22 protein-coding genes are annotated in these 25,075 nt (G+C 47.5%); 11 read left to right on the forward strand and 11 right to left on the reverse strand.

All coding sequences use genetic code 11. The features are described from left to right. Positions 1-275: 275 nt before the first annotated feature. Positions 276-2,147, reverse strand: coding sequence for an efflux RND transporter periplasmic adaptor subunit (locus tag K4039_RS13190; protein WP_265235644.1), 1,872 nt, complete (start codon positions 2,145-2,147; stop codon positions 276-278). A gap of 442 nt (positions 2,148-2,589) precedes the next feature. On the opposite strand from K4039_RS13190, the gene K4039_RS13195 reads away from it, so the two are divergent. Next, positions 2,590-3,012 (forward strand): hypothetical protein, encoded by a 423-nt coding sequence (locus tag K4039_RS13195; protein ID WP_265235645.1) that lies wholly within the window; start codon positions 2,590-2,592, stop codon positions 3,010-3,012. Here the strand turns inward: K4039_RS13195 and K4039_RS13200 are convergent, their stop codons facing one another. The 6 genes from K4039_RS13200 to K4039_RS13225 all read right to left on the reverse strand — a co-directional run bounded on the left by K4039_RS13200 (position 3,013) and on the right by K4039_RS13225 (position 11,616). Beyond that, a complete protein-coding gene (locus tag K4039_RS13200) occupies positions 3,013-4,023 on the reverse strand; it encodes an ABC transporter permease (protein ID WP_332973689.1) in 1,011 nt (336 codons plus the stop codon). Between the two features lie 140 nt (positions 4,024-4,163). Next, the gene (locus K4039_RS13205; RefSeq protein ID WP_265235647.1) at positions 4,164-5,822 is read right to left on the reverse strand and encodes an ABC transporter substrate-binding protein; all 1,659 of its coding nucleotides are present in this window, start codon (positions 5,820-5,822) and stop codon (positions 4,164-4,166) included. A 354-nt stretch (positions 5,823-6,176) separates the two neighbouring features. Continuing rightward, entirely contained in the window at positions 6,177-6,791 is a 615-nt protein-coding gene (locus K4039_RS13210) for a hypothetical protein (RefSeq protein ID WP_265235648.1), read from the reverse strand. Between the two features lie 352 nt (positions 6,792-7,143). Then, entirely contained in the window at positions 7,144-8,271 is a 1,128-nt protein-coding gene (locus K4039_RS13215) for a type II secretion system F family protein (RefSeq protein WP_265235649.1), read from the reverse strand. Between the two features lie 101 nt (positions 8,272-8,372). Then, positions 8,373-9,473, reverse strand: a complete 1,101-nt coding sequence (locus K4039_RS13220; protein WP_265235650.1) for a type IV pilus twitching motility protein PilT — start codon at positions 9,471-9,473, stop codon at positions 8,373-8,375. 130 nt (positions 9,474-9,603) lie between these two features. Beyond that, positions 9,604-11,616, reverse strand: coding sequence for a GspE/PulE family protein (locus K4039_RS13225; RefSeq protein WP_265235651.1), 2,013 nt, complete (start codon positions 11,614-11,616; stop codon positions 9,604-9,606). A 176-nt stretch (positions 11,617-11,792) separates the two neighbouring features. Between K4039_RS13225 and K4039_RS13230 the strand changes: the two genes are divergently transcribed. After that, positions 11,793-11,993: a hypothetical protein gene (locus K4039_RS13230; RefSeq protein WP_265235652.1), complete on the forward strand. Its 201-nt coding sequence runs from the start codon at positions 11,793-11,795 to the stop codon at positions 11,991-11,993. Between the two features lie 258 nt (positions 11,994-12,251). On the opposite strand, the gene K4039_RS13235 is transcribed toward K4039_RS13230, so the two are convergent. Further along, entirely contained in the window at positions 12,252-12,437 is a 186-nt protein-coding gene (locus tag K4039_RS13235; protein WP_265235653.1) for a hypothetical protein, read from the reverse strand. A 155-nt stretch (positions 12,438-12,592) separates the two neighbouring features. Between K4039_RS13235 and grpE the strand changes: the two genes are divergently transcribed. The 9 genes from grpE to K4039_RS13280 all read left to right on the forward strand — a co-directional run bounded on the left by grpE (position 12,593) and on the right by K4039_RS13280 (position 22,095). Beyond that, complete coding sequence (gene grpE / locus K4039_RS13240) at positions 12,593-13,384, forward strand: nucleotide exchange factor GrpE (protein ID WP_265235654.1); 792 nt, start codon at positions 12,593-12,595, stop codon at positions 13,382-13,384. A gap of 548 nt (positions 13,385-13,932) precedes the next feature. Continuing rightward, positions 13,933-16,065, forward strand: a complete 2,133-nt coding sequence (gene dnaK / locus K4039_RS13245) for a molecular chaperone DnaK (RefSeq protein WP_265235655.1) — start codon at positions 13,933-13,935, stop codon at positions 16,063-16,065. A gap of 126 nt (positions 16,066-16,191) precedes the next feature. Next, entirely contained in the window at positions 16,192-17,322 is a 1,131-nt protein-coding gene (dnaJ, locus tag K4039_RS13250) for a molecular chaperone DnaJ (protein ID WP_265235656.1), read from the forward strand. A gap of 634 nt (positions 17,323-17,956) precedes the next feature. After that, positions 17,957-18,247 carry a sulfurtransferase TusA family protein gene (locus K4039_RS13255; RefSeq protein ID WP_265235657.1) on the forward strand — a complete coding sequence of 97 codons (291 nt, stop codon included), beginning with the start codon at positions 17,957-17,959 and terminating at the stop codon, positions 18,245-18,247. Then, complete coding sequence (gene rsgA / locus K4039_RS13260; RefSeq protein WP_265235658.1) at positions 18,244-19,494, forward strand: ribosome small subunit-dependent GTPase A; 1,251 nt, start codon at positions 18,244-18,246, stop codon at positions 19,492-19,494. Before K4039_RS13255 ends, rsgA begins: the two co-directional genes overlap by 4 nt. A gap of 244 nt (positions 19,495-19,738) precedes the next feature. After that, positions 19,739-20,521, forward strand: a complete 783-nt coding sequence (locus K4039_RS13265; protein WP_265235659.1) for a MotA/TolQ/ExbB proton channel family protein — start codon at positions 19,739-19,741, stop codon at positions 20,519-20,521. A 15-nt stretch (positions 20,522-20,536) separates the two neighbouring features. Continuing rightward, entirely contained in the window at positions 20,537-21,262 is a 726-nt protein-coding gene (locus K4039_RS13270; RefSeq protein WP_265235660.1) for a biopolymer transporter ExbD, read from the forward strand. 445 nt (positions 21,263-21,707) lie between these two features. After that, positions 21,708-21,905 (forward strand): NblA/ycf18 family protein, encoded by a 198-nt coding sequence (locus K4039_RS13275; protein ID WP_106150106.1) that lies wholly within the window; start codon positions 21,708-21,710, stop codon positions 21,903-21,905. Further along, a complete protein-coding gene (locus K4039_RS13280; RefSeq protein ID WP_265235661.1) occupies positions 21,898-22,095 on the forward strand; it encodes a hypothetical protein in 198 nt (65 codons plus the stop codon). The genes K4039_RS13275 and K4039_RS13280 overlap by 8 nt, the downstream gene beginning before the upstream one ends. A 377-nt stretch (positions 22,096-22,472) precedes the next feature. On the opposite strand, the gene K4039_RS13285 is transcribed toward K4039_RS13280, so the two are convergent. The 3 genes from K4039_RS13285 to K4039_RS13295 all read right to left on the reverse strand — a co-directional run bounded on the left by K4039_RS13285 (position 22,473) and on the right by K4039_RS13295 (position 25,025). Next, positions 22,473-22,922, reverse strand: coding sequence for a hypothetical protein (locus K4039_RS13285; protein WP_321161605.1), 450 nt, complete (start codon positions 22,920-22,922; stop codon positions 22,473-22,475). Between the two features lie 80 nt (positions 22,923-23,002). Continuing rightward, on the reverse strand, positions 23,003-24,223 hold the full coding sequence (locus tag K4039_RS13290; RefSeq protein WP_265235663.1) for an anhydro-N-acetylmuramic acid kinase: 1,221 nt from the start codon (positions 24,221-24,223) through the stop codon (positions 23,003-23,005). 70 nt (positions 24,224-24,293) lie between these two features. Continuing rightward, entirely contained in the window at positions 24,294-25,025 is a 732-nt protein-coding gene (locus tag K4039_RS13295; protein WP_265235664.1) for a PP2C family serine/threonine-protein phosphatase, read from the reverse strand. Positions 25,026-25,075: the final 50 nt, after the last annotated feature.

The raw sequence follows: 25,075 nt of genomic DNA on the forward strand, positions 1-25,075 counted from the left end.
CGCCGCTCTTTCTTTTTCCATATCTTTCTGTGGCATTTGTAAGTTATTCATTTTTTTATTGTCACAATCAATTATTGCATATAATTATATCATAATAAGTGTAGATAATGATTTAGGATTGCTATATTTCACGTTCGGATTAGTCATAATTAAAGCAAGGAAAATTGCCTGGAATGAGCTTAGGTTCAAAATGAAAACGCTTCGGTGGGCTACAAAGTCAACCGGTGCGCAGTGCACACCCTACAAACTAATGACTAATGACTAATGACTAATGACTACTTCTGATTCTTAATAATATCCTCCAACTTTTTACCAGCAGGAAGTTCAGTAAAAACCCGATCGCCCGCCTTAGCACCTTCCAAAATCTGAATCTTGTTACCAATAGTCGAACCCACAGTCACAGGCTTAAACTTCGGTTGCTGCTTCTCATCGGGAACTAGCACACCTGTTTGACCTTTATTCGTCACAATTGCCACCGTCGGGACAACCAAAGCATTGCTGAGCTTTTGACCGATAAATCTCAAATCAACATTCATTCCCGACTGTAAGAAATCCTTACCAGAGTCAATAATGGCGACGCGCACTTGAAACAAGGTCACATCTCGTTCCTTAACAGCTTCCGGCGCAATCAATTTAACGCGGCCTTTAAACACTTTATCGGGATAAGCATCAGCCACAATTTCAACTATTTGACCCGGTTTAATTTGACTGATATCTGCTTCCGGCACTTTCGCCAAAACTTCCACATCTCTAGCCAAAGCGACAATCGATGTCGAAGTTGCCGAAGTCGCTTCCGATGCCGAAGTTGCCGGAGTTACAAAAGCTCCTTCAATCGCGTATCTTTGGGTGATAATTCCCGCAAAAGGAGCGCGAACTTTTGTATCTTCTAACTGCACTTCTTGAAAGCGGACTTGAGCCTGAGCTTCTGCTAAATCAGCTTTAGCGGAAGCTATTTCTTCCGGGCGAGCCCCATTTTCTTGGACAGCTAATTGGCTTTTTGCTTCAGCAACTGCTGCTTGGGCTTTAGCAATTTCTTCGGGACGATTGCCGTTTTCAACTTGTGCTAATTTGCTTTTTGCTTCGGCAACTTCTGCCTCACCTTTAGCAATTCCTTCCGATCGCGTACCGTTTTGTAACTGCTTCAATGCTTGCTGCTCGACTTGCGCCGCAGCTTGCAATTGCTGAATTTGCGATTTCCGACTTTCTTGCAGTTGTTGGAGGCGTTTTTGGGATTCAGTTACTTTAGCTTGAGCAGTGCGATTTTCTTTGATTAATTCATCCAGTTTATCTTGAGCAAGAGCACCTTCTTGCACTAACGGGCGGTTACGTTCTACCCGCTTAGCTGTTAGTTCAGCTTGGGCTTGACTCGATACAATTTGCGTTTGTGCTTGGGCAATTTCTTGTTTGACACTGCCAGTTTGAGCATCTGCTAAACGGGCTTGAGCTTGGGCTAAACGAGCTCGCCCTTGGTTTACTTCTTCCACGCGGTTGCCGGCTCGGAGTTGCTGCAAGCCAGCTTGAGTTTGCTGTAAACGAGCTCTGGCTCCTGCAACTTCTTCCACGCGGCTGCCGGCTTGGAGTTGAGCGAGAGAGGCTTCGGCTTGATCTAAGCGCGCTCTGGCGCTGGCGATGTCTTCCGATCGATTCCCGGCTTCGATTTTGGCAAGTTTGGCTCGCACGCTGGCCTCGCGGGCTTTAGCTTGAGCCAGTTGAGCTTCTACATCGCGGCTTTCCATGCGGGCCACGATTTGTCCTGCTTGAACTTTATCGCCCTGTTCGACAAATAATTCTGCGATGCGGCCGGAGCCTTTGGGGCTGAGATTCACGCGCTGTACTGGCTGCACCGTGCCGCTAGAGGTGATCCGCACCGTGAGGTTTTGCGCTTCCACCGGCACTGTCATCGCCGCGATCGCATCTACTTTCGGTTGCGATTTACTATTTACTAAATATATGGTAGTCGGTACAGCTAGCAACCCGGCTGCAACCAACCCGATCGCCCACCGCTTCGACTTCGGCGCGGGCTTCTTCGGAGACAGACTTTGGGCGGGTTTTTTATCTGCAATTTTAGTCTCTGCTGTCTTGGTGTCTGCTTTCTGAGTATCATCCACCTTGACCTGAGCAGTGTCCTTTTTAGGGCTAACGATCATACCGACTCACCTAATTTAAATCTCAGGATTAACTTAAAAGTAAAATTTTTTCTGATGCTTGGCATCGTCTTTGAGACTCATCCGATCGGGTGATTTAAAAAAAGTTCCCCAACCAGCACCTATCAACAATTATAGCTAATCGTTGCAACTTATTAAAAAATGTTAAGTTTTTTCAGTCTAAAGATGTGGGCCCAAACTTTCGATCGCGCGAAACTCACTCTCTACGGAGGCTTTCTTCGGGCGGCGAAACCTACTAAAATAGGTTGTGAGTTGTTTGGGCGATCGCACTGTACGCGCCTAGAACCACACAATATTAAGACGCTGACTCTCATAAACCCGGTTTGTCGATCGCAAGGTGGTCAAATCCTGAATACATATCCGCCCTGTACCCACAACAGGTTAGAATATTTTTCAAATCCGTTAAAAATGGAAAATAAAAACAATGAATCGTCCTCAAAGCGTTACAGTTCTGGCAATCTTGCAGCTAATTAGCGGCATATTCAGTCTGCTTGACGGCTTGTTTATCTTACTTTTTGCAGGCATTTTTGGCGGTCTTGGTGCGGCTGTCGGCGGCGCAAAAGTTGGCACGGTCATCGGCGGTTTCATTGCAATCTTTGCTGCTATCGCTCTAATTATCGGAATTATTTCCTTAATCTTAACCTGGGGTTTGTTTCAACTGAAAAAATGGGCTTGGACTGGAACATTAATTATCCATGTCATCGCCGTCGTCACGCAAATTGCCAAAATGTTTGGTAGCGCAGGTGCAGCAGTCAATTTTCTATCTCTGGGTTTTGCCGTCGCTAGCATTTACTACCTGCTAAAGCCGGATGTTAAACAAGCATTTTCTGTTGAACTCCCCTTTTAATTAACGGTACTGAATTCTCGGATCAAAAAAAGCATAGGAAATATCAACCGCCAGATTAATTAGTACAAAAGTCACAGCAACAAAAATTACTCCACCTTGAACAATTGGGTAATCCCGCGCCAGAATACCGCTGTAAATCCAAGAACCAATTCCCGGCCAGGAGAAAATCGTTTCAGTCAGAATCGCGCCGCTTAAAAGCGTCCCAAACTGCAAACCAATAGTTGTGACGATCGGCAAAAACGCATTTTTTAAAGCGTGTCTCAAAATCACCCAAAATTCCGGCAAACCCTTAGCCCGCGCCGTGCGGATATAATCTTGCTGCATCACTTCCAGCATCGCCGAACGGGTGATGCGAGCTATAATAGCCAGCGGAATAGTCCCTAAAGTCAAGGCTGGGAGGATAAGATGGGCGATCGCATCCCGAAAAGCCGCCAAATCCCACCTCAGCAAAGAATCCAAAACATAAACACCAGTAATCGACTTAAAATTAAATCCCAAATCTACACTAATTCGCCCGCTAGGAGGCAGCCATTTCAGATAAACAGCAAACAAATAGATCGCCATCAATCCCAACCAATAGACGGGCAAAGATACGCCTATTAAGGAACCGCTCATCGTTAGATTATCGAGCCAGCTATTTTTGCGAACAGCAGCCAAAATTCCCGCCGGAATTCCGATAAAAACTGCCACCAACATCGCCGCCACCGACAGTTCAAAAGTAGCAGGCCAGCGAATTTTAATTTCATCAACTATCGGAATTCCGCTAATAATGCTATTTCCCAAGTCAAAGCGGAGCAAACTCCCTAAAAAAGCCAAATATTGCAAAGGTAAAGGCTGATTTAAACCCAACCTAGCTCTCAAAATTTCTACTTGTTCGGGAGTTCCCCGTTCTCCCAAAAGTACAGTCGCCGGGTCTCCCGGTATCAAATGCAAAAAAGCAAATACCAGCAGCGTGATTCCGAACAAAACTGGCAATATTCCCAGCAAACGTTTAAGAATATATTTAGCCATTTTTATAAGTAGTAATTCGCAACTGATGATATCGTATTTTGTCGCATTTTCATCTCCATTATTGTCTTCAACCCGCGCACCATCCGGGTTTTGTCTGTGTAGGCGCGGTTTCAACCGCCGTCTTATCTATGCAGGAATTCTCAAGACTTACTAACATCCTCAAAAGACTCAGATCCCAAAGGACTCGGAATCCAACCTTGAATATTCTTGCGTTTCCCTAAAAGTGGCTGCGAATGTACGATCGGCAAACGCACAGCTTCCCCATGCAAAATCTCGCTAACTTCTGCATAAATTTTCGCCCTAGCTGCTTTATCCCCACTCGCCCTCCCCCGATCCAAAAGTTCCAAAACTTTGGGATTTTTCCAATTTCCTAAATCCGCTGTGGAACCAGGCCCGAAGTGAGGATAATAAAAATTGTCTGGATCGCCATAATCTCCAGTCCAACCCATCATAAAAGCTTGAAATCCTGGAGGTTTTAGTCGATCGGCTAAATAAGCAGACCAATCCTTTGTTAGCAACTTTACCCGAATCCCGATCGCGCTCAAATCCGCCGCCAAAGCCTCAGCAATCGGCTTCGGCGTGGGAAAATAGGGACGGCTGACCGGCATATACCACAAATCCAAATCAAAACCGTTCGGATAACCGGCTTTCGCCAGGATTGCTTTAGCTTGCTGCGGGTTAAATTCGTAATCTTTAACTTTGTCAGACTGCGCCAAATTCACCGCCGGCGGAACAAATTGCGAGTCATATTTGCCAAGTTCTCCCCAGAAAGCCTTGACGATGGCTTGTTTGTTGATTGTTTGGGCGATCGCCCGCCGCACCTCCGGTTTCGACAAAGGCGCGTAACTCGGATTTAACGCTAAATAACCCACATTAAAAGAAGGTCGCAAAACAGTTTCTAAATTAGCATCCGCCTGCACTTCTTTCAATTGATCCGGCGTTAAATCCACAGTAAAATCAAGTTGACCGGCCCGCAATTGAGCCAGTCTCGCCGCCGGATCGTCAACAAAACGAAGTACCAACTGATTTACTTTCGGTGTTCCTGCTTTCCAATAATTGGGATTTTTTTCTAAAATAATGCGATCGCCCGATCGCCATTCCTTAAACACAAAAGGCCCCGTACCCACCGCCAGCGACCCCGGAGTACCGTATTTAGCACCCGCTTTTTTCACCGCCACCGGACTCGCAATCCCAAAATAACCCGACCCAATCGCTGAAGGAAAGGCAGCAAAAGGCCGATTTAACACAAACTTAATCGTAGACTTATCCACAACGGTAACATCCTTTACCAGGGAATCTTTATCGCCCTTAAATCCAGCAAAAAATTCTTTCCAAATTTGATAAGTTTTCCCCGAATCTCGATAACCTTGAGGATTTTTGGCATCCCACCAGCGATCGACATTAAACTTAACAGCATCCGCGTCAAAATCCGTGCCATCGTGAAACTTGACACCCGATCGCAATTTAAAAGTCCAAGTTTTGCCATCCGTCGAACTCGACCATTCAGTCGCCAGACTCGGTGCGAGTTCCACCGTTCCCGGTTTAAAATCAGTTAAGCGATTGTAGATTTGGTCGATCGCAATCACCGAATTACCATCAGTAATATTTCCCGGTTCCAGATTCACAGGCGGCCCGCCCGCACCGTAAACTAAAGCGCCCGGTGGAACCGCGGCGGGAGTTGTCGAAGTTGCAGAATTATTGCTAACCGTGTTTGAATTAGTGCTGCAATTCGAGAGAATTACAGCCATCCCAAAAACTAGAGCTAATAAAACTAAACGCCAAGATTTTAACAACCTCATTTCAATAGCTCCTGTTTAATAAAAAATTGTACTCATCTAAATAAATTTCTAATTTCCTCTTGCTCTATCCTCTGCGTCCTCTGCGTTCTCTGCGGTTCAATTAGTAAATTATATATTCAAATCAAATTTAATTAACAAAATATAACACACTGATTACCAATTACCCTTTACCATTACCAGAAAGAATTGGTTTAAAGCCGGAATCCTGATCGAGGAGAAATTAAAATCCGACTATTCATTACTCCAATCCTCGGACTTCCAGGTAGAGGTGGCTGTCAACTGAAAAGCTGTCAACTGTCAACTGAAAAGCTGTCAACTGAAAAAACAGACCTGATTATTGATCGCACCACCAGCCTACAACTCATAACTTTCTTCACCCATATTCCCCAATTCTCGCCTACCCATAAACTCTTCATCCTCTGCTTCCTCAACCGCCAAATCAAAACTTTCAACAACAAATGGCAAACCAGCAGCCATCAAACCGCGCTGAATGCGATCGGACGTTTCGTCAAACAAAACAAATAGCGGATGAACAGCCTCAGCTTCATCGCTGAAAATATGCTTATAGCGGTACGGCATCACCCACTCGTAACTTTTATCCAGCCAAACCTGGCACTGTCGCCAGCGGCCCAACAAATCAGAAAAATCTTCACCAGGGCGGTGAATAAAAACCAAAATTTCCACCCCAATTTTAACTTTCCACTCTGGATCGCACATCAAAATCACCAAATCGCAGGGCAAACAAACTGCCTGTCCGGGCGATATGCTAGTCCCCCCGCTTCCAGCATAGGAGACCCCCTCCCGCAAGCGCGCAATGGGCAATGGAATGGTAATTAAACTTTCGTTAGCGCGGCGAATACTCGGAATCATCTCCATGTACAGCCGATATTTTTTCAGCAGGGCGATCGCTGCCGAAAATTCGCTGTACTGGGCTAGTAAAGCCTCGTAATGTAATTGTTTGACAGACATTTTAAATCAATTAATAATTAATTAGTCAGTTGACAGTTGTTAGTTGACAGTTGACGGTTGACAGTTGATAGTTGTAATTGGCAACTTGTAATTGGCAACTTGTAATTGGCAATTAGTCATTAGTTGGAAACAATTGGTCATTGATTATTATTGAAAAATTAGCCAAAACCATATCACTGACTGAACATTATGAACAACTCAAACAAAGCCAATGACAACTGACAACTGACAACTGTCAACTGTCAACTAACAACTGTCAACTGACAACTGTCAACTGACAACTGTCAACTGACAACTGTCAACTGACAACTGTCAACTGTCAACTGACAACTGTCAACTGACAACTGATTTCTTACAGCTTCTGAAACACTGCGAACATCGGCAGATACATCGACAACAAAATCGAACCTACGATACCACCGACGACAACAATCATCAGAGGTTCTAGCATACTGGTAAGCCCTTTGACTGCTTCTTCAACTTCCGTTTCATAGAAAGCGCCAACTTTCATCAGCATCTTGTCAAGTTCCCCAGTCTCCTCACCAATTGCCATCATTTGAATTGCCAAAGACGGGAAAACTTGCTGTTCTTGCAAAGCAATACTGATCATGCCGCCACTTTGAATTTCCTGTCTGGCATATTCGATCGCATTCGATATCGCCTGATTCCCCGCCACATCTCGCACAATTTCCAAAGAATTGAGAATCGGCACGCCCGATCGCGTTAGCGACCCAAATATCACGCAAAACCGAGCCACAGCAGATTTTTCGATCAAATCCCCAAAAATCGGCAACTTCATCGCAATCCGATCAATTTGTAGGTGGCCCATTGGAGTTTTGTAGTACATATCAAAGGCAAATTTGAGCGCTATAATCACCCCAATAACAGTTATTTGTTGAATGGGAGGCCAAGCCGTACAAAATGCACTAATTCCCAACATAATCAGCGTAAAAGTTGGCAAATCTGCACCAATATCCTTAAATATTTTAGCAAAAGTTGGTAGCAAGAATATGGTCATTGCGAAAAAGATCACGATCGCGATAGAGAACACAGTCTTCGGATAAGACATCGCCGAATTAATTTCAGCCTCGGTCTTGTGATTTTTTTCCATCATCGACGCCAGACGATCTAGGGTTTCATCTAGCACACCGCCGACCTCTCCCGCCGCCACCATACTGATAAACAGTTGGTCAAAAACATCAGGAAACTTAGCCATCGCCTCTGCCAAGTTTATCCCCTCCTGCACGTCAGCATTCATGCTCCTGAGCGCTCGTTTCAACTTAGCATTAGAACACTGCTCGTGCAGCACGGAAAGGCATCTCACGATCGCCACCCCGGCATTAAACATAGCCGCAAACTGACGAGCAAAAATAGCCATATCCTTAACCGTAAGACTGGTAAGGTTATACTCAATTTGCTCCTGAATCGCACTGAAATCAAAACTACCTTTCGGTTTTTGACGGACAACGTTGGTAGCCATATATTGCCTCTGAAAATTTATTAAAAGTTAGTTGTCATCAGTCATCAATCATCAGTCATGAACTATTTTTGCGGACTCATGACTAATGACTGCTGACCGAATTAATGAGCCCCTCCCTTACCGCCACCACCAACAGGTGCCGGGCCGATCAAGCGTTCGAGTTCATCAGGCTTAGAAGCCTTGCCCATTCCCGATTCCCAAGTGATTTTACCGGTCTTGTAAAGTTCAGCTAGAGCCATTTCCATCGTCCTCATACCCAACTTCGCTCCCATTTGGATTTGGGAGTAAATCATTGGAGTTTTGCCCTCCCGGATCAAGTTAGCCATAGCTGGAGTATTCAGCATGATTTCCATAGCGCAGCAGCGGCCACCCCCAATTTTCATGACCAAATTTTGGCTGGCAATTCCCACCAAAGAGTTCGACACCTGGGCGCGAACCTGGGGTTGTTGAATGGGCGGGAACACGTCCAAAATCCGATCGACCGTTGCACCCGCAGAATTCGTGTGCAGCGTTCCCATGACCATGTGACCCGTTTCCGCAGCCGAAATTGCCAGACCGATCGTTTCCAAGTCGCGCATTTCCCCCACTAGAATCACGTCAGGATCTTCCCGTAGAGCAGCTCTCAGCGCATTAGAAAAGCTCTTAGTATCTTCGCCCTTTTGACGCTGGTGAAACAAACTCTTGATATTCGGAAACACATATTCGATCGGGTCTTCAACTGTCAGAATATGTTCTGACCGCGTCCGGTTGACCAGATCCAACAAAGCCGCCATCGTAGTAGTTTTCCCGGAACCCGTTTGTCCCGTCACCAACAGCATACCTCTGGGTCTCTCCGTCAGATCCCGCAAAACCTGCGGCACACCTAAAGCATCTGCGTTAGGAATCTTAGAAGCCAGAGCCCGCATACAAGCCGCCCAGCAACCCCGCTCCCGGTAGACATTCACCCGGAACCGAGCCAATCCCTTCACCCCGTAAGCGCAGTCGAGTTCCCACTCCATTTCCAAGTGCTTGCGCTGCATATTGTTGAGCATTTGGAAAATTAGGATCTGCACTTCCTCGGCAGCCAGAATGTCGCCGTATTGCGGCTGAGGAGTTAGTTTCCCGCTGACGCGGAAGAAGATAGGCGCGCCCGCCTGGATGTGTATGTCCGAACCCCCTTGCTCTACCAGGGACTCCAGTACGTCTTCAATCATCAGACCCATAGATACCTCTTCTTGATCGAGTTGATAGTTATTGACCAATCTAACTCAGATACATTTAACAGTTAGCAGTCAACCGTCAACTGTCAACCGTCAACTGTCAACTGTCAACTGTCAACTGTCAACTGCTCAATCAATCCAAAAAGCGCGGTGTCAAGCAATACGGACAATCCAGCATCTCCGGCTTCAATTCCGCCCGACAAGTTTTGCAGGTAAGTCCCTGCTTGCGTTTGGCTTTCAGTTCCGCCTCCAGCCCGGAGTCAGTAAACGTCACCCGCTCGACTTCTTCAAAGGTAGTCGCGCCTTCCCGCACCAACTGCAAGCTGTAAGCCAACAACGTTTTCATCCCTTCTTCTACTGCTGCTTCCTTAAGTTGCTCTGTGGGAGCCCCTTGAGTGATCAGAGTTTGAAGCCGCTCAGTATTTTTCAGGAACTCGTAAACCCCTACCCGTCCTTTGTAGCCTAAGCCGCCGCACTTGCGACAAAGTTGCTCGCGTTCTGCTAGTTCCTTCCTTTCCTCCACCGGTATGGTGTTGGCTTTGTTAACAGTCAGATCAATTTCTTGAGAAGCCGACAGACCATAGCGACCGAGTTCTTGAGCGGTAGGCTGGTAAGGAATGCAGCATTGGTCGCAAACGCGTCGCATCAGACGCTGAGCTAACACACCCAACAAAGCGGCCGACACCATGAATGGTTCTACGCCCATTTCGTCCAAACGGGCGATCGCCCCAGCCGCGTCATTCGTGTGCAGCGTAGTCAGCACTAAGTGTCCTGTCAAGGCAGCTTCCAGAGCTGTTTTGGCCGTTTCCCTGTCCCGGGTTTCTCCCACCAGAATCACGTCAGGATCTTGCCGCAAAAACGCCCGCAGCAGGTTGGAAAAACTCAAGTCTTTTTCCCGAATTACTTGACATTGGGTAATTCCTGGCAAAGCATATTCGATCGGGTCTTCCGCCGTACTGATATTAACTCCCGGATCATTCCGTTCCGCCAGAATCGAGTACAGAGAAGTTGACTTACCAGAACCCGTCGGCCCCGTCACCAAAATCAGTCCAAACGGACGGCTAGCAGTCTCTCGCACCAAAGCCAGAGTTTCTTGATCCGAGATCAACAAACCCAAACCCAACTGAGTGCTGGAACTGTCCAAAATCCGCAGCACGATTTTTTCTCCGTACCGCGAAGGCAAGCTGTTCACCCGGAAATCCACCGTGCGTCCCTCAAACATCCGGCGGATGCGACCATCTTGAGCTTGTCGGCGTTCGGCAATGTCTAGGTTGGCAATAATCTTGAAACGAGCCGTAATCGCTTGCACTACCTGCTTGGGAAACCGGAAATACTCTTGCAGCACCCCATCCTTCCGCATCCGTATCCGCATAAACTCTTCTTGAGGTTCTACGTGGATGTCAGACACCTTTTCCGACAAAGCTTTAGCCAAAATGATGTTGACAGCCTTAATTACCGGAGCCGCCCCAGCATCGTCTATGGTGTTCGCTAAGTCTTCTTGGTCGGAACTCACCTCTTCCAGCGAGAGTTCGCCAAAATCTCCGTCCCCTAACTCCAGCTTTCTCTGCTTTTCGGCTTCTGCTATTTTGGCTGCTACCTTAACTTGATCGTCTTGATAGGTCGAAGTTATGTCCTGATAGTCGTCTGGCGTAATCACCCGTCGCTGCAAAGCCAAGCCGTGAGGCTGTAAAATCCGCCGCAAATCTTCTATGGCGTTGAGGTTGTCGGGGTCTACCATTGCCACTAAAACCGCTGGAGGCTCAGTTTCAGTCTTCGCTACGGGTAAAAAACGACCTTGGTGACAAATGTCGATCGAAATTTTCAGCCCATCGAGCATAATTCCGAGTTGCTCGTTCGACATTTCGCTCATTTCTGGGTCATACGCTTCCACCCCGTAGACTATCTTCCGTTCAAACATCTGCTGCTTCTTGTAAAGCCGCAGCAATTCTGGGGGCAACTGCTGGCCGGTAAGTGCTTCTAATACCTCCGTCAACCGCTTGCCCGACTTCCGGCTTTCAATTTGAGCTTGATTCAGTTGGTCTCCGTTGACGTAACCCGACTGAATCATCTTGTTGAGAGCCGGAGTAAATTTGCTTACAGCAACTAGCGATGTGCTGGAGCGAAACCCCTGGGGTGTGTTAGTCATAAAAACACTCAATAGGTGGGAACTGAGAGGAAAACTAACGCGGGCTTTTAACCCCCGTCTTCTTTGCTTATGGATGAGCTATCATGTTCTGGCTCGATCCCTATATGTCAAGTGTAAGCTCGTAGTCTCCTCTAATTTTCGTCTACAAATTGACGAGACGTTGGAGGGAGTTGCGGATGCTTGAAATCAGATCTTCTTCGTTGAGTGCGATCGTTGCCTACTTAGCCGATCGACCTGCGAGATACTCTCGTTATAGCCTCATGGCACATCACTTGGGGATTTGCACCGTAGGGGTGTGTCGCCTTTCCACGATCGTTCTATATTCGCAAATTGTTTGGTCAAATTACAGTGCCCCTGCTGGCGCGGTGCATCACTAGGTTAAAGATCCGCTATGCGATCTTTGATGATCATAGCTTTGACTAAAGCGTCGATCGGTCTTTTGAGATATATTTTGATTAATTATGTGCGATCGCGCACAGCCCGATCGTCCAGCCGGAGTCCGAGCGCGCAGATTTTGAGCAGCTCTACTTTTGAGTCTGGAAATATTAATATAATTCTACGCTGGTGTCCTAACTGATTAGTAAGTCCGCAAGACCCGCTAATTTGTCTGATTTGAATTACCCAAAATCAAGACTTCAAGCGACTTTAGTATGAATTAAATCCTTGACGCTTGCATCAGAATCAGAGAGCATCTCAGTTTGATAAAAAGCATTTTTTAGAAGTGCGAGCCGGAAAGCTCTGCCGATATATTTAATCCCCAACAAGCAGCCAACCAAAGCTTTTTGCTGGCTCATACTATCGGTATAGATATAAACGACCATTTTAATATTTTATTGAAAGCTTTGAGGCATTCCTCCACAAAGGCAGGAAATATCCTCTGAATGAGATAGTGCCATAAACAGTAAATTCTAGTTTTCTAGATTTACCCGGTTAACTGTATCTGCTAGAATTGATAGGGTTCTGTCGCGCAGCTTTTATGATTGACGAGGAAAAACAGCAAGATCTAGATCCTAACTCAACTGGGGAAACCCCAGAGGGTTCGCCAATGGCAAGCGAAACTCCGCCGGCACCAGCAAACTCGAACGGATCTGCCGATTGGGAGCTCGAACTTGCTCAAGCTTATCAAAGCGCTCAGCCCGATCGCAAGAGAGCAAACGCATCCGGGGATACTGTTACAGGCAGTTCCACCAACAGCCCGACAGCAGACGCGGCTGAGTCGTGGCAGAGGGAACTAGCCTCTGTAACCGATGAAAAAGAGGCTTTAAAAACTCAGTTGCAAGCCACATCCGCTCAACTAGAAGACCTGAAAAATCAAAATCTCCGCCTAGCAGCAGATTTTGACAACTTCCGCAGGCGCACCCAAAAGGAAAAAGAAGAGTTAGATTTACAGGCAAGGTGTATCACGATCAAAGCCCTGTTGCCGGTGATCGACAATTTCGAGCGCGCTCGATCGCACATCAAGCCACAAAACGACGGTGAGATGAACATTCACAAAAGCTACCAAAGCGTTTACAAGCAAATGGTAGATGGCCTCAAACAAATCGGGGTTTCTCCGATGCGCCCCGAAGGTGAACAGTTTGATCCCAACCTCCACGAAGCTCTCCTCAGCGAGCCCACAGACGAACATGAGGAAGGCACAATCATCCAAGAACTAGAACGCGGGTACATTCTGGGCGATCGCGTCTTGCGGCACGCCAAAGTGAAAGTTGCAGCGCCTGGGATATCTGTGGTAGCCTCAGATGAAAATCCCGATAGTTCGGAAAGTTAATCGGGATACAAGCTACTGCATTCTGAGAAGTCACTGACCCCCGAAGAGAATTCGGGGGCCCCAAGGTGGCAGACTGACCAACTTCTTAATTCAGGACTAAAAGCAGGTCATTCAGTTGACAGTTGACAGTTGACCTGGGACAGCGACCTTTACCTAGAAGGAAGAGGATTGGAGTAATGAATAGTCTGATTTTAATTTCTCCCGATCAGGGTTCCGGCTTTAAACCAATTCTTTCTGGTCAGCGCTTTCTCAACAAATTCTGAAAAATGCTTTAACCCGTCCAAAAATGGGTACAAACCCCCGACTTAAGTCGTGGATGCTCCCAAAATTTTAGACCAAAGTTTAAGATCCCAGATTCATCTTTGGGAGTCAATCTAAAATCTAAAATCTAAAATCGACTTGCCCGTCTTTGATATTGGATTAAGATATCAAGTTGGTTTCCTAAAAATCTAGTCAGGTGATGCTTGTTAAAACAAGCTGAGTCGTTTTTGATCCCCCAATTTGTAGTTGGAAGTTTCCAAACATCCCACAAAGTTTTATGAGGCGCTATGGGAAAAATTATTGGAATTGACTTAGGCACGACCAACAGTTGTGTAGCTGTATTGGAGGGCGGTAAACCAGTCGTGATCGCCAATTCTGAGGGCGGCCGCACAACTCCGAGCATTGTAGGATTTGGCAAGGGGGGCGATCGCTTAGTCGGTCAACTAGCCAAGCGGCAAGCTGTAACTAATGCTGTAAATACTGTTTACAGTATCAAACGATTTATCGGGCGCAGGTGGGACGACACGGAAGAAGAACGATCCCGCACTCCCTATACCTGCATCAAAGGCAAAGACGACACCGTTAACGTCCAAATTCGGAACAAGGTTCACACCCCTCAAGAAATCTCGGCAATGGTACTCCAAAAGCTCAAGCAAGATGCTGAAGCTTATTTGGGACAAGCTGTTACCCAAGCCGTAATTACAGTGCCGGCATACTTCACAGATGCTCAGCGCCAAGCTACTAAAGACGCCGGTACGATCGCAGGTTTAGAAGTCCTGCGGATTGTCAATGAACCGACGGCGGCCGCCCTTTCCTACGGGCTGGACAAGCAAAATATCGAACAAAAAATCTTGGTCTTTGACCTCGGCGGTGGTACTTTCGACGTTTCGATCCTGCAACTGGGAGACGGAATTTTTGAAGTCAACGCCACCGCAGGTAACAACCATCTCGGAGGAGATGACTTTGACGACTGCATAGTTCAGTGGCTGGTAGAAGCTTTCCGAACTCAAGAAGGCAGTGACCTCTCAATAGACAAAATGGCCTTGCAGCGCCTCCGAGAAGCTGCGGAAAAGGCGAAAATTGAACTCTCTCTCTCGCAATCCACATCCATTAATTTGCCCTTCATCTCTTCTGATGAAAAAGGGCCGAAGCACTTGGAAATGGATCTCTCCAAGGCTCAGTTTGAAAAACTTGTCGGTCATTTGGTGCAGGCGACGATCGATCCGGTGACTCAAGCCCTCAAAGACGCAAGTCTTACCCCTAAAGATATAGACAGGATTATTTTAGTCGGAGGCTCAACCCGAATTCCGGCAGTTCAAGAGGCAATTAGCAAGTATTTTGGCGGCGCTTCTCCCGATAAATCGGTGAATCCCGACGAAGCTGTAGCCGTAGGCGCGGCAATTCAAGCCGGAGTGTTGGGCGGCGAAGTCAAAGATTTGCTGCTGCTAGACGTGACGCCACTTTCCCTGGGACTCGAAACCTTGGGCGGTGTGTTCACCAAAGTGATCGATCGCAATACAACTATCCCCACCAGTCGATCGCAAATGTACAGCACCGCCGCAGACGGACAAACCTCCGTAGAAATTCACGTCCTCCAAGGCGAGCGCGCATTAGTTAAAGACAACAAAAGTCTCGGCAAATTCCTGCTCAAAGGCATTCCCGCAGCCCCCCGTGGTGTACCTCAAATCGAAGTTACCTTTGAAATCGATGCCAACGGCATTCTCAAAGTTGCCGCAGAAGACAAGGGAACCGGCAAAGAACAAAGCATCCAAATCTCCAATACAGGAGGATTGACCGAAACCGAAGTCGAGCGAATGCGGCAAGAAGCCGAACTTTATGCCGACGAGGACATCAAGCGCGCTCAAGTCGTCGAACTCAAAAATCAAGCCGACACCCTGGTCTATAATTGTGGTGTCACTTTGAAAACCAACGCGCAATTGCTGGGCGACGACCTCAAAGCCGAAGCCGAAACAGCAACAGCAGCCTTGAAGGCGGCGATGGCTAACCCTGACATTACAGGCGAGGAACTCACGCCCGCAATCGAAGCTTTCAAGCAACTGCTATACTCCCTCGGGACAGCAGTCTACGAGCAAGCCCGCAGCGGGGTAGCCCCCTCTTCGGCAGAGCTTGAAAGCGAGATGATGTCAGAAATAGAAGAGGTTGCAGCTACCGAAGACAGCATTTTGCTGACAGAAGAGCTGCTGGTGGCGATCAAACCTCCACCACCAGCTCCATCACCAGCTCCATCACCAGCTCCGTCACCAGCGCAACCAAAGGCGCAAGTAAAGCGGGAACCAAAACCGGAACCAAAACCGGAACCAAAACCGGAACCAAAGTCAAAGCGACAGCCAAATCCACAGTCAGAACCAAAACCGAAGGTTCCAGAACCTGAAGTTGATGATATGAATCCTTTCCTTTAGATCTGAAAAGATAAAAATTAAAAGTTAAAAATGATTATTTTTGATTTTTAATTTGGTAACTTCAGGAAAGGTCGCCCGTTTCTTTTTCGTACACTTTTTGTTATTTACCTCCAGGCAAGCAGCTTTATGGCCGGTGATTACTATGAAATATTAGGCGTTTCTCGCAGTGCAGACAAAGAGGAAATTAAGCGTGCTTACCGTCGTCTAGCTCGCAAGTTCCATCCAGATGTCAACAAAGAACCAAGTGCCGAGGAGCGGTTTAAAGAAATTAACCGCGCTTACGAGGTACTCTCAGAACCAGAAACCCGCGCCCGTTTCGATCGTTTTGGCGAAGCAGGCGTGAGCGGTGCAGCAGCGCCGGGGTTCCAAGACTTCGGCGACAGCTTTGCCGATATTTTTGAAAGCTTCTTCCAGGGTTTTCAAGGAGGAGCGGGCGGCCAACAACAACAAGGTCGCAGACGCAGCGGCCCAGTGCGCGGAGACGATTTGCGGCTCGACTTGCGGCTGGAGTTTCGCGAAGCAGTGTTTGGTGGAGAAAAAGAACTTCGCATTAAGCACCTAGAAACCTGCGAAACTTGCAGCGGAACTGGTGCCAAGCCGGGAACTAGACCCCAAACTTGCTCGACTTGTACCGGCAGCGGCCAAGTCCGCCGTGCTACCCGCACTCCTTTCGGCAGCTTTACTCAAGTTTCAGTTTGCCCTACCTGTAACGGCACTGGGCAAGTGATTGAGGACAAGTGCGAAACTTGTGGCGGCCGGGGCCAGAAAGAAGTGATGAAAAAGCTGAAAATCACTATTCCGGCTGGGGTTGACAATGGTACTCGTTTGCGGGTTTCCAATGAAGGGGATGCTGGCAAACTGGGCGGGCCGCCTGGTGATCTTTACGTGTTCTTGGCTGTGAATGAAGACCCGCTATTTAAGCGGGACGGCATTAACGTTAATTCGGAAGTGAAGATTAGTTATTTGCAAGCAATTTTGGGCTGCCGGTTGGAAGTGGAAACGGTAGACGGGCCGACGGAATTGTTGATTCCTACGGGAACTCAGGCGAATACTGTTCTGACTCTGGAGAAAAAAGGTGTGCCTAAGTTGGGAAATCCTGTCAGTCGCGGCGACCATTTGATTGCGGTGTCTATTGATATTCCGACTAAGGTGACGGCTGAGGAACGTGAGTTGCTGATGCAGCTTGCTAAGCTGAAGGGCGATCGTACTGGTAAAGGTGGCTTGGAAGGATTTCTGGGCAATTTGTTTCAGAAATAAGCAAATATTTGACACTCAATGGGTGTCAAATTTTCCTGTTTCATAATTCGCCAGCGTTTTATTTAATTCTCTCTCAAAAAAATGAGCGCAATTGCGCTCATTTTGCCAGTGAAGAATAATCATGGGGCAATTGGTGGGAGTAGTCCTCAAAAAAAATGAGACCAATTGGTCTCAAAAATCGGCGGTAAAATAATTCGCTGACAATTGGTTTAATTCTCTCTCTAAATTTTGTGTCCAATTGGACACAATTTGTCCAAGAAGAATAATCATGGGGCAATTGGTGGGAGTAGTCCTCAAAAAAATGAGACCAATTGGTCTCAAAAATCGGCGGTAAAATAATTCGCCGACAATTGGTTTAATTCTCTCTCAAAAAAATGAGCGCAATTGCGCTCATTTTGCCAGTGAAGAATAATCATGGGGCAATTGGTGGGAGTAGTCCTCAAAAAAATGAGACCAATTGGTCTCAAAAATCGGCGGTAGAATAATTCGCCGACAACTGGTTTAATTCTCTCTCAAAAAAATGAGCGCAATTGCGCTCATTTTGTACAGGTAGAATAATTACTCGGCAATGGGTTCACGAAAAAATAAGGGTTTCAGGAATTGAGATGGGAAATTTGAGAATCAAAAACGCATTATGAATTCAACATCCACAATTGAACATCCCAAATCCCCAGATGCCAAAATCGATCTGCGGGGGACTCCGTGTCCTTTGAATTTTGTCCGCACTAAACTGCGCTTGGAGCAAATGCCACCGGGTGCTGTTTTGGAGGTGTGGCTGGACGCTGGGGAGCCGATCGAACAAGTACCTGATAGTCTGAAAATGGAAGGCTACCAGATTCTCGAAACGCAATTTATTGCGGATGAGTCGGATTCCGGCTTTTTTGCGATGAAAGTGCAGCGCCCAGAACAAAAGGCAGCAGAATGAGCTTGAATTCGTCCTTGCTAGTCGGTACTGTGGTGGCTGTTCAGGCTAACTTTTACCGAGTCAGGTTAGATCCAGCAGTCGGCATTCATGAGCATATATCCTTGGTGGATGCTCCAACTCTCCTATGCACTCGCCGCACTCGACTGAAAAAAATTGGTCAACAGGTGATGGTGGGCGATCGCGTGGTGGTAGACGAACCGGACTGGACTGACCGCCGCGGTGCAATTTCTGAAGTCTTCGGGCGCCGCACAGAACTCAATCGCCCGCCTGTAGCTAATGCCGATCGCATTCTCCTGGTTTTTGCCCTCGCCGAACCGGATTTAGACCCCGCCTCATTAACTCGGTTTTTAGTTAAGGCAGAATCTACAGGTTTAGAGGTGAGTTTGTGTTTGAACAAATGCGATTTGGTCACGCCGCAGGAGTTGGAACAGTGGCGCGATCGGCTTTCAGGCTGGGGCTACGAACCAATGTTTATTAGTGTTCGCAGCGGCTTAGGAGTCCAGGAAGCGCTGGCTAATTTTAAAAATAAAAGTTCTGTCAAAAAAGTTGCTTTTAACCACCTATGGGACAAAATAGATGGTTCTATGTTGCCATCTGAAGATAACTCCATAGTTGCAAATTCGGTATATCCGTTAGATCTGTTAAATTCCGTACAAAATCCTTTGCCGAACTTCGTTGATGGCCACATCTCAGACCAAATAACAATAATTTGTGGCCCTTCTGGGGTAGGGAAGTCTAGCCTAATCAATCAACTGATTCCGGCGCTGAAGCTGCGAGTGAACGCTGTTTCTGGCAAACTCGGCCGCGGGCGGCACACGACTCGCCACGTCGAACTATTTGAACTCCCCGACGGCGGACTTTTGGCAGATACTCCGGGCTTTAATCAGCCGGCTCTGGAATCCGATCCGTCCGAGTTAGCTGAATATTTCCCAGAAGCGCGCCAGAGGCTGGCTTTGGGTAGCTGCCAGTTTAGCGACTGTTCGCACCGAGAGGAGCCGAATTGTGTGGTGCGGGGCGATTGGGAGCGCTACCAGTATTACTTGAATTTTATGGAAGAGGCGATCGTCCGCCAACAAGCTCTGCAAAACTCCAGCAGTGCCGAATCGAGTTTGAAGCAGCAAACCAAGTCGGATGGTACGCAGCAGTACGAACCGAAGCTGCTAACTAAAAAATATCGCCGCTCTTCCCGCCGCCTGCAACACCAGTCGCTGCAAGATATGTGTCAAGAAGACTTAGAGGAATTCTGAGGAAGTCGCCCCCTGATCGCCCGCCAGGAGGCTGAAAATATTACCAAGACTTACCCAGCAACCGGATTAGATGGAGTAAGATACTTCTTTGCAGCCCGATGCCTCGGTAGCAAGAACCGGTTTCTTTAGTTACGAGTGCGTCTAGGACTGAGTACATTAATCGCTAAAATTAAATGGCCGATAATTTGTTAAAAAAAGTAGAACAGAAGCAAAAGTTAGCGGGTAGTGCAGGAGCAACAATATTGTGAATATTCAAGAACTGTTTCAAAAAGGCGGCCCCGCCATGTGGCCCCTGTTGGTGTTATCGATTCTATCTGTAAGTACAATTATCGAGCGCTTGTGGTTCTGGGCGAGCCTCTTGAGCAAAGAAAAGCAGATAGTTAATCGCATTCTCGAAGCGGCCCGCAGCGATTGGGGGGCGGCTAGCGACATTGCCAGACAAGCCAACCGTCAGCCGATCGGGCGATTTCTTTCTGCACCCCTGCGGTTGTACAATCCTGAACCTGATTTATTTCGACTCGCACTCGAAGCTTCTGCTGATGAAGAGTTGGCTTCTATGCGCCGCGGCGACAAAATCTTAGAAGCTACGATCGCTCTTGCCCCTTTGCTGGGCTTGCTGGGAACAGTTTTGGGCTTGATGAACTCGATCAATTCGATCGGCGGCGACATCAGCACGCAGGCAATGAAGGGGGTGACTGACGGGATCAGCACCTCGCTAATCACTACCGCTACTGGGATGATAGTAGCAATTTTTACATTGGCATTTTATCGGATATTTCAAGCTTTTTTGTTCAATCAGGCAAAAATATTTCGCAAAGCTGGAAACGAACTGGAATTGCTTTATAGGCAATACTGGCCTGCGGCTAATGCTAAAGGTGGATCGTCCGGTGCAGAACACAGTAATTCTTCCTTTGGTTCCGATGGTTTGAACAGACGTTCTCTCAATTCTCAAGAATCGGGAGAACGGAACCGGGAGCCGAAATTGAAAGGTTCCGATCCTGATGTTGATTCAACTTCTAATAATTAGAACAAAGGAGAACTGATGAAGATTCACTTAGATACTCCTGCTGAAGAGGCTCGGATTGAACTGCTTCCTTTAATTGACGTGATATTTTGCATTCTGACATTTTTTCTGCTGGCGGCTTTGCAAGTAACTGGCCAGCAAGCAATTAGTGTCGATTTGCCCAAGGCGAAGACGGGACAAAGGCAGGTGCGAGAGATGCTGATTGTCAGCATTGACGATTTCGGACAAACTTATATAGACCAATTGCCTGTTAATTACCAACAGCTCGATCGAGTTTTAAAGAGTTTCCAGAAGACAAATCCTGCCGGGTTAACGGTGTTGTACGCTCCTCAAAATGCTAAATACGCCAAAGTTGTGGAGGTTTTAGACAAATTACGAGAGGTAGGGGGCGATCGAGTATCCCTGGCAACACTACCTAGTTCGGCTTCCTCTGGGCAGCCAAATCCGTCGCTTCCCAATTCTGGCATTCCTGCGGCACCTTCGGGCAATATCGGTCAACCGCTGCCCTCTCCTGTGGCTCCAGGACAGCAGCAGTTCAATCCCAATCAGTTTCAATCCCCTCTCCCGGCTCCGGGGCAGCAGCAGTTCAATCCCAATCAGTTTCAATCTCCTCTCCCGGCTCCGGGGCAGCCTAGCAACTCTGGGGCAAATCTGGGCATTCCTCCGGTTTCGCCTGCACCCACAACTCCCAATTTGAGACCCGGAGTGGCAACTCCACCGCAGAATGTCGGGCCCTCCAATTAGCTAAAAGCAAGTTCGGCAACGAGCAGTGTACGGGAGTCAATGGATGGATGTTGAGGGAATAAGGGAGAAGGGAGATTTTTCCCACTCTCCCCATCTCCCACTCTCCCCATCTCCTACTCCCGGAGAGAATCTCTGCCAGACTTGGTATAAATGGCTTCAATTATTTTGGTTCATACTGAGCCTTTTTTCTTTTAACAAGTAGATATAGTTGGTATATGGCTGCGGAAGGAACTTTTGCAGAAATTTCGCCATCTCTATCCTTAAGTTATTTCCTTGGACAGATGGTAACTTTGTCAAATAATTGTTACCTTTTGTAATATACTAAAGTGATATGGGCTGGCTGGGCATCCTGAAACCAACAGCCGATCGCTGAAACAATTTACAAATCTGGTTAATCCAGGTTTTCACTGTCAAGTCACCTTTACTTACAGAGGAGTCTTCCGTCATGAGCCAACCAGCAGAATTGTCTTTGGAGCAGCAATTTAGCCTGTGTTCCTTCAAAACCCAGGTAAGTGACATGAGCCGCGAACAAGCTCAGGAGTTTTTGGTAAAGCTTTACGAGCAAATGATGTTGCGCGAAACTATGTACCGCCATTTTCTCAAACACCACTGGGGTTTAGAACCCAATCCAGGTCTTGAGTAGCTTAGAGTCGCAGTCGGCGACCTCCGTCTCTTACTCTCTTCCCTCAGATGGAAATGAGTTGGGGGTGATGGGGCGTCACTCTTTGGACACAAGGCTTCAGAAGGCTTCAGAAGGAAGAAGGAAGAGGGAAGAGGGAAGAGGGAAGAGGGAAGAGGGAATGCGCAATAAAATCAGAGGTTTCAGCAGTTAAGACCGTTACGAAGTTCTTGGCGCGGTTGCTATAGAAGACTTAGGCAGAAAGTATCTGCACAGACTCATCATTTAGCGGGAAAATTTGACCGTTTCTTTCTTAATGTAAGTCAATTTCGGGAGTCGATATGAGCAATTAGTCGATCGACAGTGTGACAGATCGCAGAAATAATTGATCTGGGATAGACTCAAAACCTGGATAATTTTTGAGAATAAGTTTTAAGTTTTTAATCATATAAATATATTTGTCTTAAGTTGCAGCGGATGAGGTTTGAAAAGAATGGCGTTAGTCGGACATCTGAGCGCGACCTCCGACTAGCAAGACCTTCAATTTTGATATCAAACCCCAGAACTCGCAACTTGTAACCCTAGAAAGAGTTATTCCGCCTGACGTTCTAGAGTTGCCTCCATCGTACTCGTCAAGTAATGACCAGACATGATGCCGCTAGATTGGTAGTAGCGGTTGTCATCAACGCGGTGGAGGGTATCAAAACCCGTCCGTCGTTGGCGTTCATCTCCGAGTACCCAGTAACGTTGGACGATCGACTGAGGAGCAATCCAACCTTCGCCCTCGACGCGGCCGAGTTCGCTGTGTTGGAGTACAAAAGTATACTGCCGTTCATCGCTGTCGAGGTGTCCTCGGTACTGCAAAATAATTTCTTCCCGATCGCCCCCAGGAAACACGAGCTTCGTCACCATATTGAACCAATCTGTTCGGTTCCAACTGACTAAAGTTTTACCTTTAACCGTAATTGGCACGCCATTGCGCTCAATCCAACTTCCTTCGAGCGTCCATTGGCCTGATTCCATTAAAAACGTGTGAGCCACAGTGCTGTTCCTATGCTTTTCCTGCTGGCTAAAATGCTGGTGCAACAACGCACAGCCGTTGTCCCTCAGACTCTATGCTATCATGCCCAACTGTGCCAACAAGAGTTAATTTCTCCTAACAGAACCGGTGCGCAAGCACCAGTAACTTGAGGCAGATTGCCGGGAATACCCCGAACCCGCCAGGCGGCTAAAACCGCGAAAGTGATCGCCTCTTTAAAATCTACACTCAAGCCGGCCTCAGAAGTAGTCAACACTTGCACTGGATGCAATTGTGCTTGCAATCGGCGTTTCAAGTAGAGATTGTGGCTGCCGCCCCCACACAGTAAAACTCGATCGGGCATTTGTGGCAAAAAAGTTTGGTAACTGTGAACGATCGAAGCAACAGTCAGTTCTGTCAGAGTAGCCAGCACATCAGCAGGACTGAGGTTGTAACCTTGAGCCTCGACCAAACAACGGTTAAAATAGTCTACACCAAATAACTCTCGCCCTGTAGATTTGGGAGGTGCTTGGAGGAAAAATGCTTGCTGGAGCCAATTTTCTACTAAAGCTTGACAGGGAGTCCCGCTGGCGGCCCAAGCTCCACCTTGATCACAAGTTTTAGCACCGTCTGAGAAGTGTTCCACTGCCAAGTCTAAAAGCGAATTTGCCGGCCCCGTATCCCAGCCCAAGATACCATCGCCTAGATGCGAAACCACAGACTTGTCCGCCAATTCCTCATCTCTCCTAGCAGGAAGATAAGTAAAATTTCCAATTCCACCGAGATTTTGGATGCAGAGGCTGCGGTTGGGTTCGGCTAGCAGGCAGGCATCAACTATTGGGACTAAGGGTGCTCCTTGACCCCCTGCGGCAATGTCTGCCGATCGAAAATTGCTCACAGTAGTAATGCCTGTCAATTGCGCAATGAGTGCGCCCCGGCCGAGTTGCAAGCTGTAACCCATATCTGAGCCGGGCGTGTGTGCAGCAGAAACACTGCTCTTTTCGGCATTCCCTGGCGGTCGGTGGTAGACGGTTTGACCGTGAGAGCCAATTAATTCTGCTTTATCATATTCTGCTTGAATTGTCAAGGCTGCCGCGGCAAATTCTTGGGCGATGGCATCATCTAATTCGGCGAATTCAACCATTGACAAAGCTGAGCCGCTGCAAACCGAGAGAATTTGCGATCGCAAAGTAGCAGGATAAGGGAAAGTCTTGCCGGCCACCAAATTCACTTTTAAGTCTGTTTGGGAACCGACCACATCCACCAAAGCAGCATCAATGCCATCCACCGAGGTGCCGCTGATCAAACCGATAACGCGAACCATTCGATTTTAGATTTTAGGTTGGGAGATTGAGAGATTTTGAGATTTTGAGGTGCGCGAGGGCGCGAGAATATTATTTTAAATCCATCGTCACGATCACCACAGTAATATTATCCCGTCCCCCTTTATCCTTAGCTGCTTCAATCAAGGCAATTGCAGCACCCTCGCCAGCGCGAATCGACTTCAGAGGCGAAGCAATCAAAGGATCGGAAAGTTCCTCAGTCAAGCCGTCACTGCACAGCAGCAAGCGATCCCCAGGCTTTACGTCCACCGGCAAAATATCTATTTCCCGCAAATCATCGCGGCCCAAACATTGGGACAAAACGTGACGCCAAGGATGACTGCGAGCCTGATCCGGAGTCAGGGCCTTTCTTTTCACAGCCTGAGCCACCCAAGTCTGGTCTTCAGTAATCTGCTCCAAGCGAGCTCCGTGCAGCCGGTACAAACGAGAGTCCCCGATATTAGCGCACCAAGGTCTGCCCTCATCCCTAAAGATCAGAACCACAGCCGTAGTACCCATATCAGCGCGCTCAGGATGGTCAAGCTGATCCGTCAAAATTGCTTGATTGGCAATTAAAAAAGCCTTTTCCAACAACTGTGGAGAATCTTCAGGCCCTTCCCAATGTTCGATCAAATAAGATTGAATCGCCCCAGTCGCAATCCGGCTGGCTTCTTGACCTCCGGCGTGTCCTCCCATGCCGTCAGCCACTATGAAAAATCGCCCGTCAGGGTCTATGTAGTACGAATCCTGATTTACGGAACGAACTAGCCCTGTGTCTGTCTTACCTGCGAAAGAGCGTTTCATAGATTGGGTGATTGGACTCATCGAACTTGAAATCTTGATTTAACTGGTGC

Source organism: Lyngbya sp. CCAP 1446/10 (genome assembly GCF_026130175.1).
Lineage (GTDB): Bacteria > Cyanobacteriota > Cyanobacteriia > Cyanobacteriales > Microcoleaceae > Microcoleus.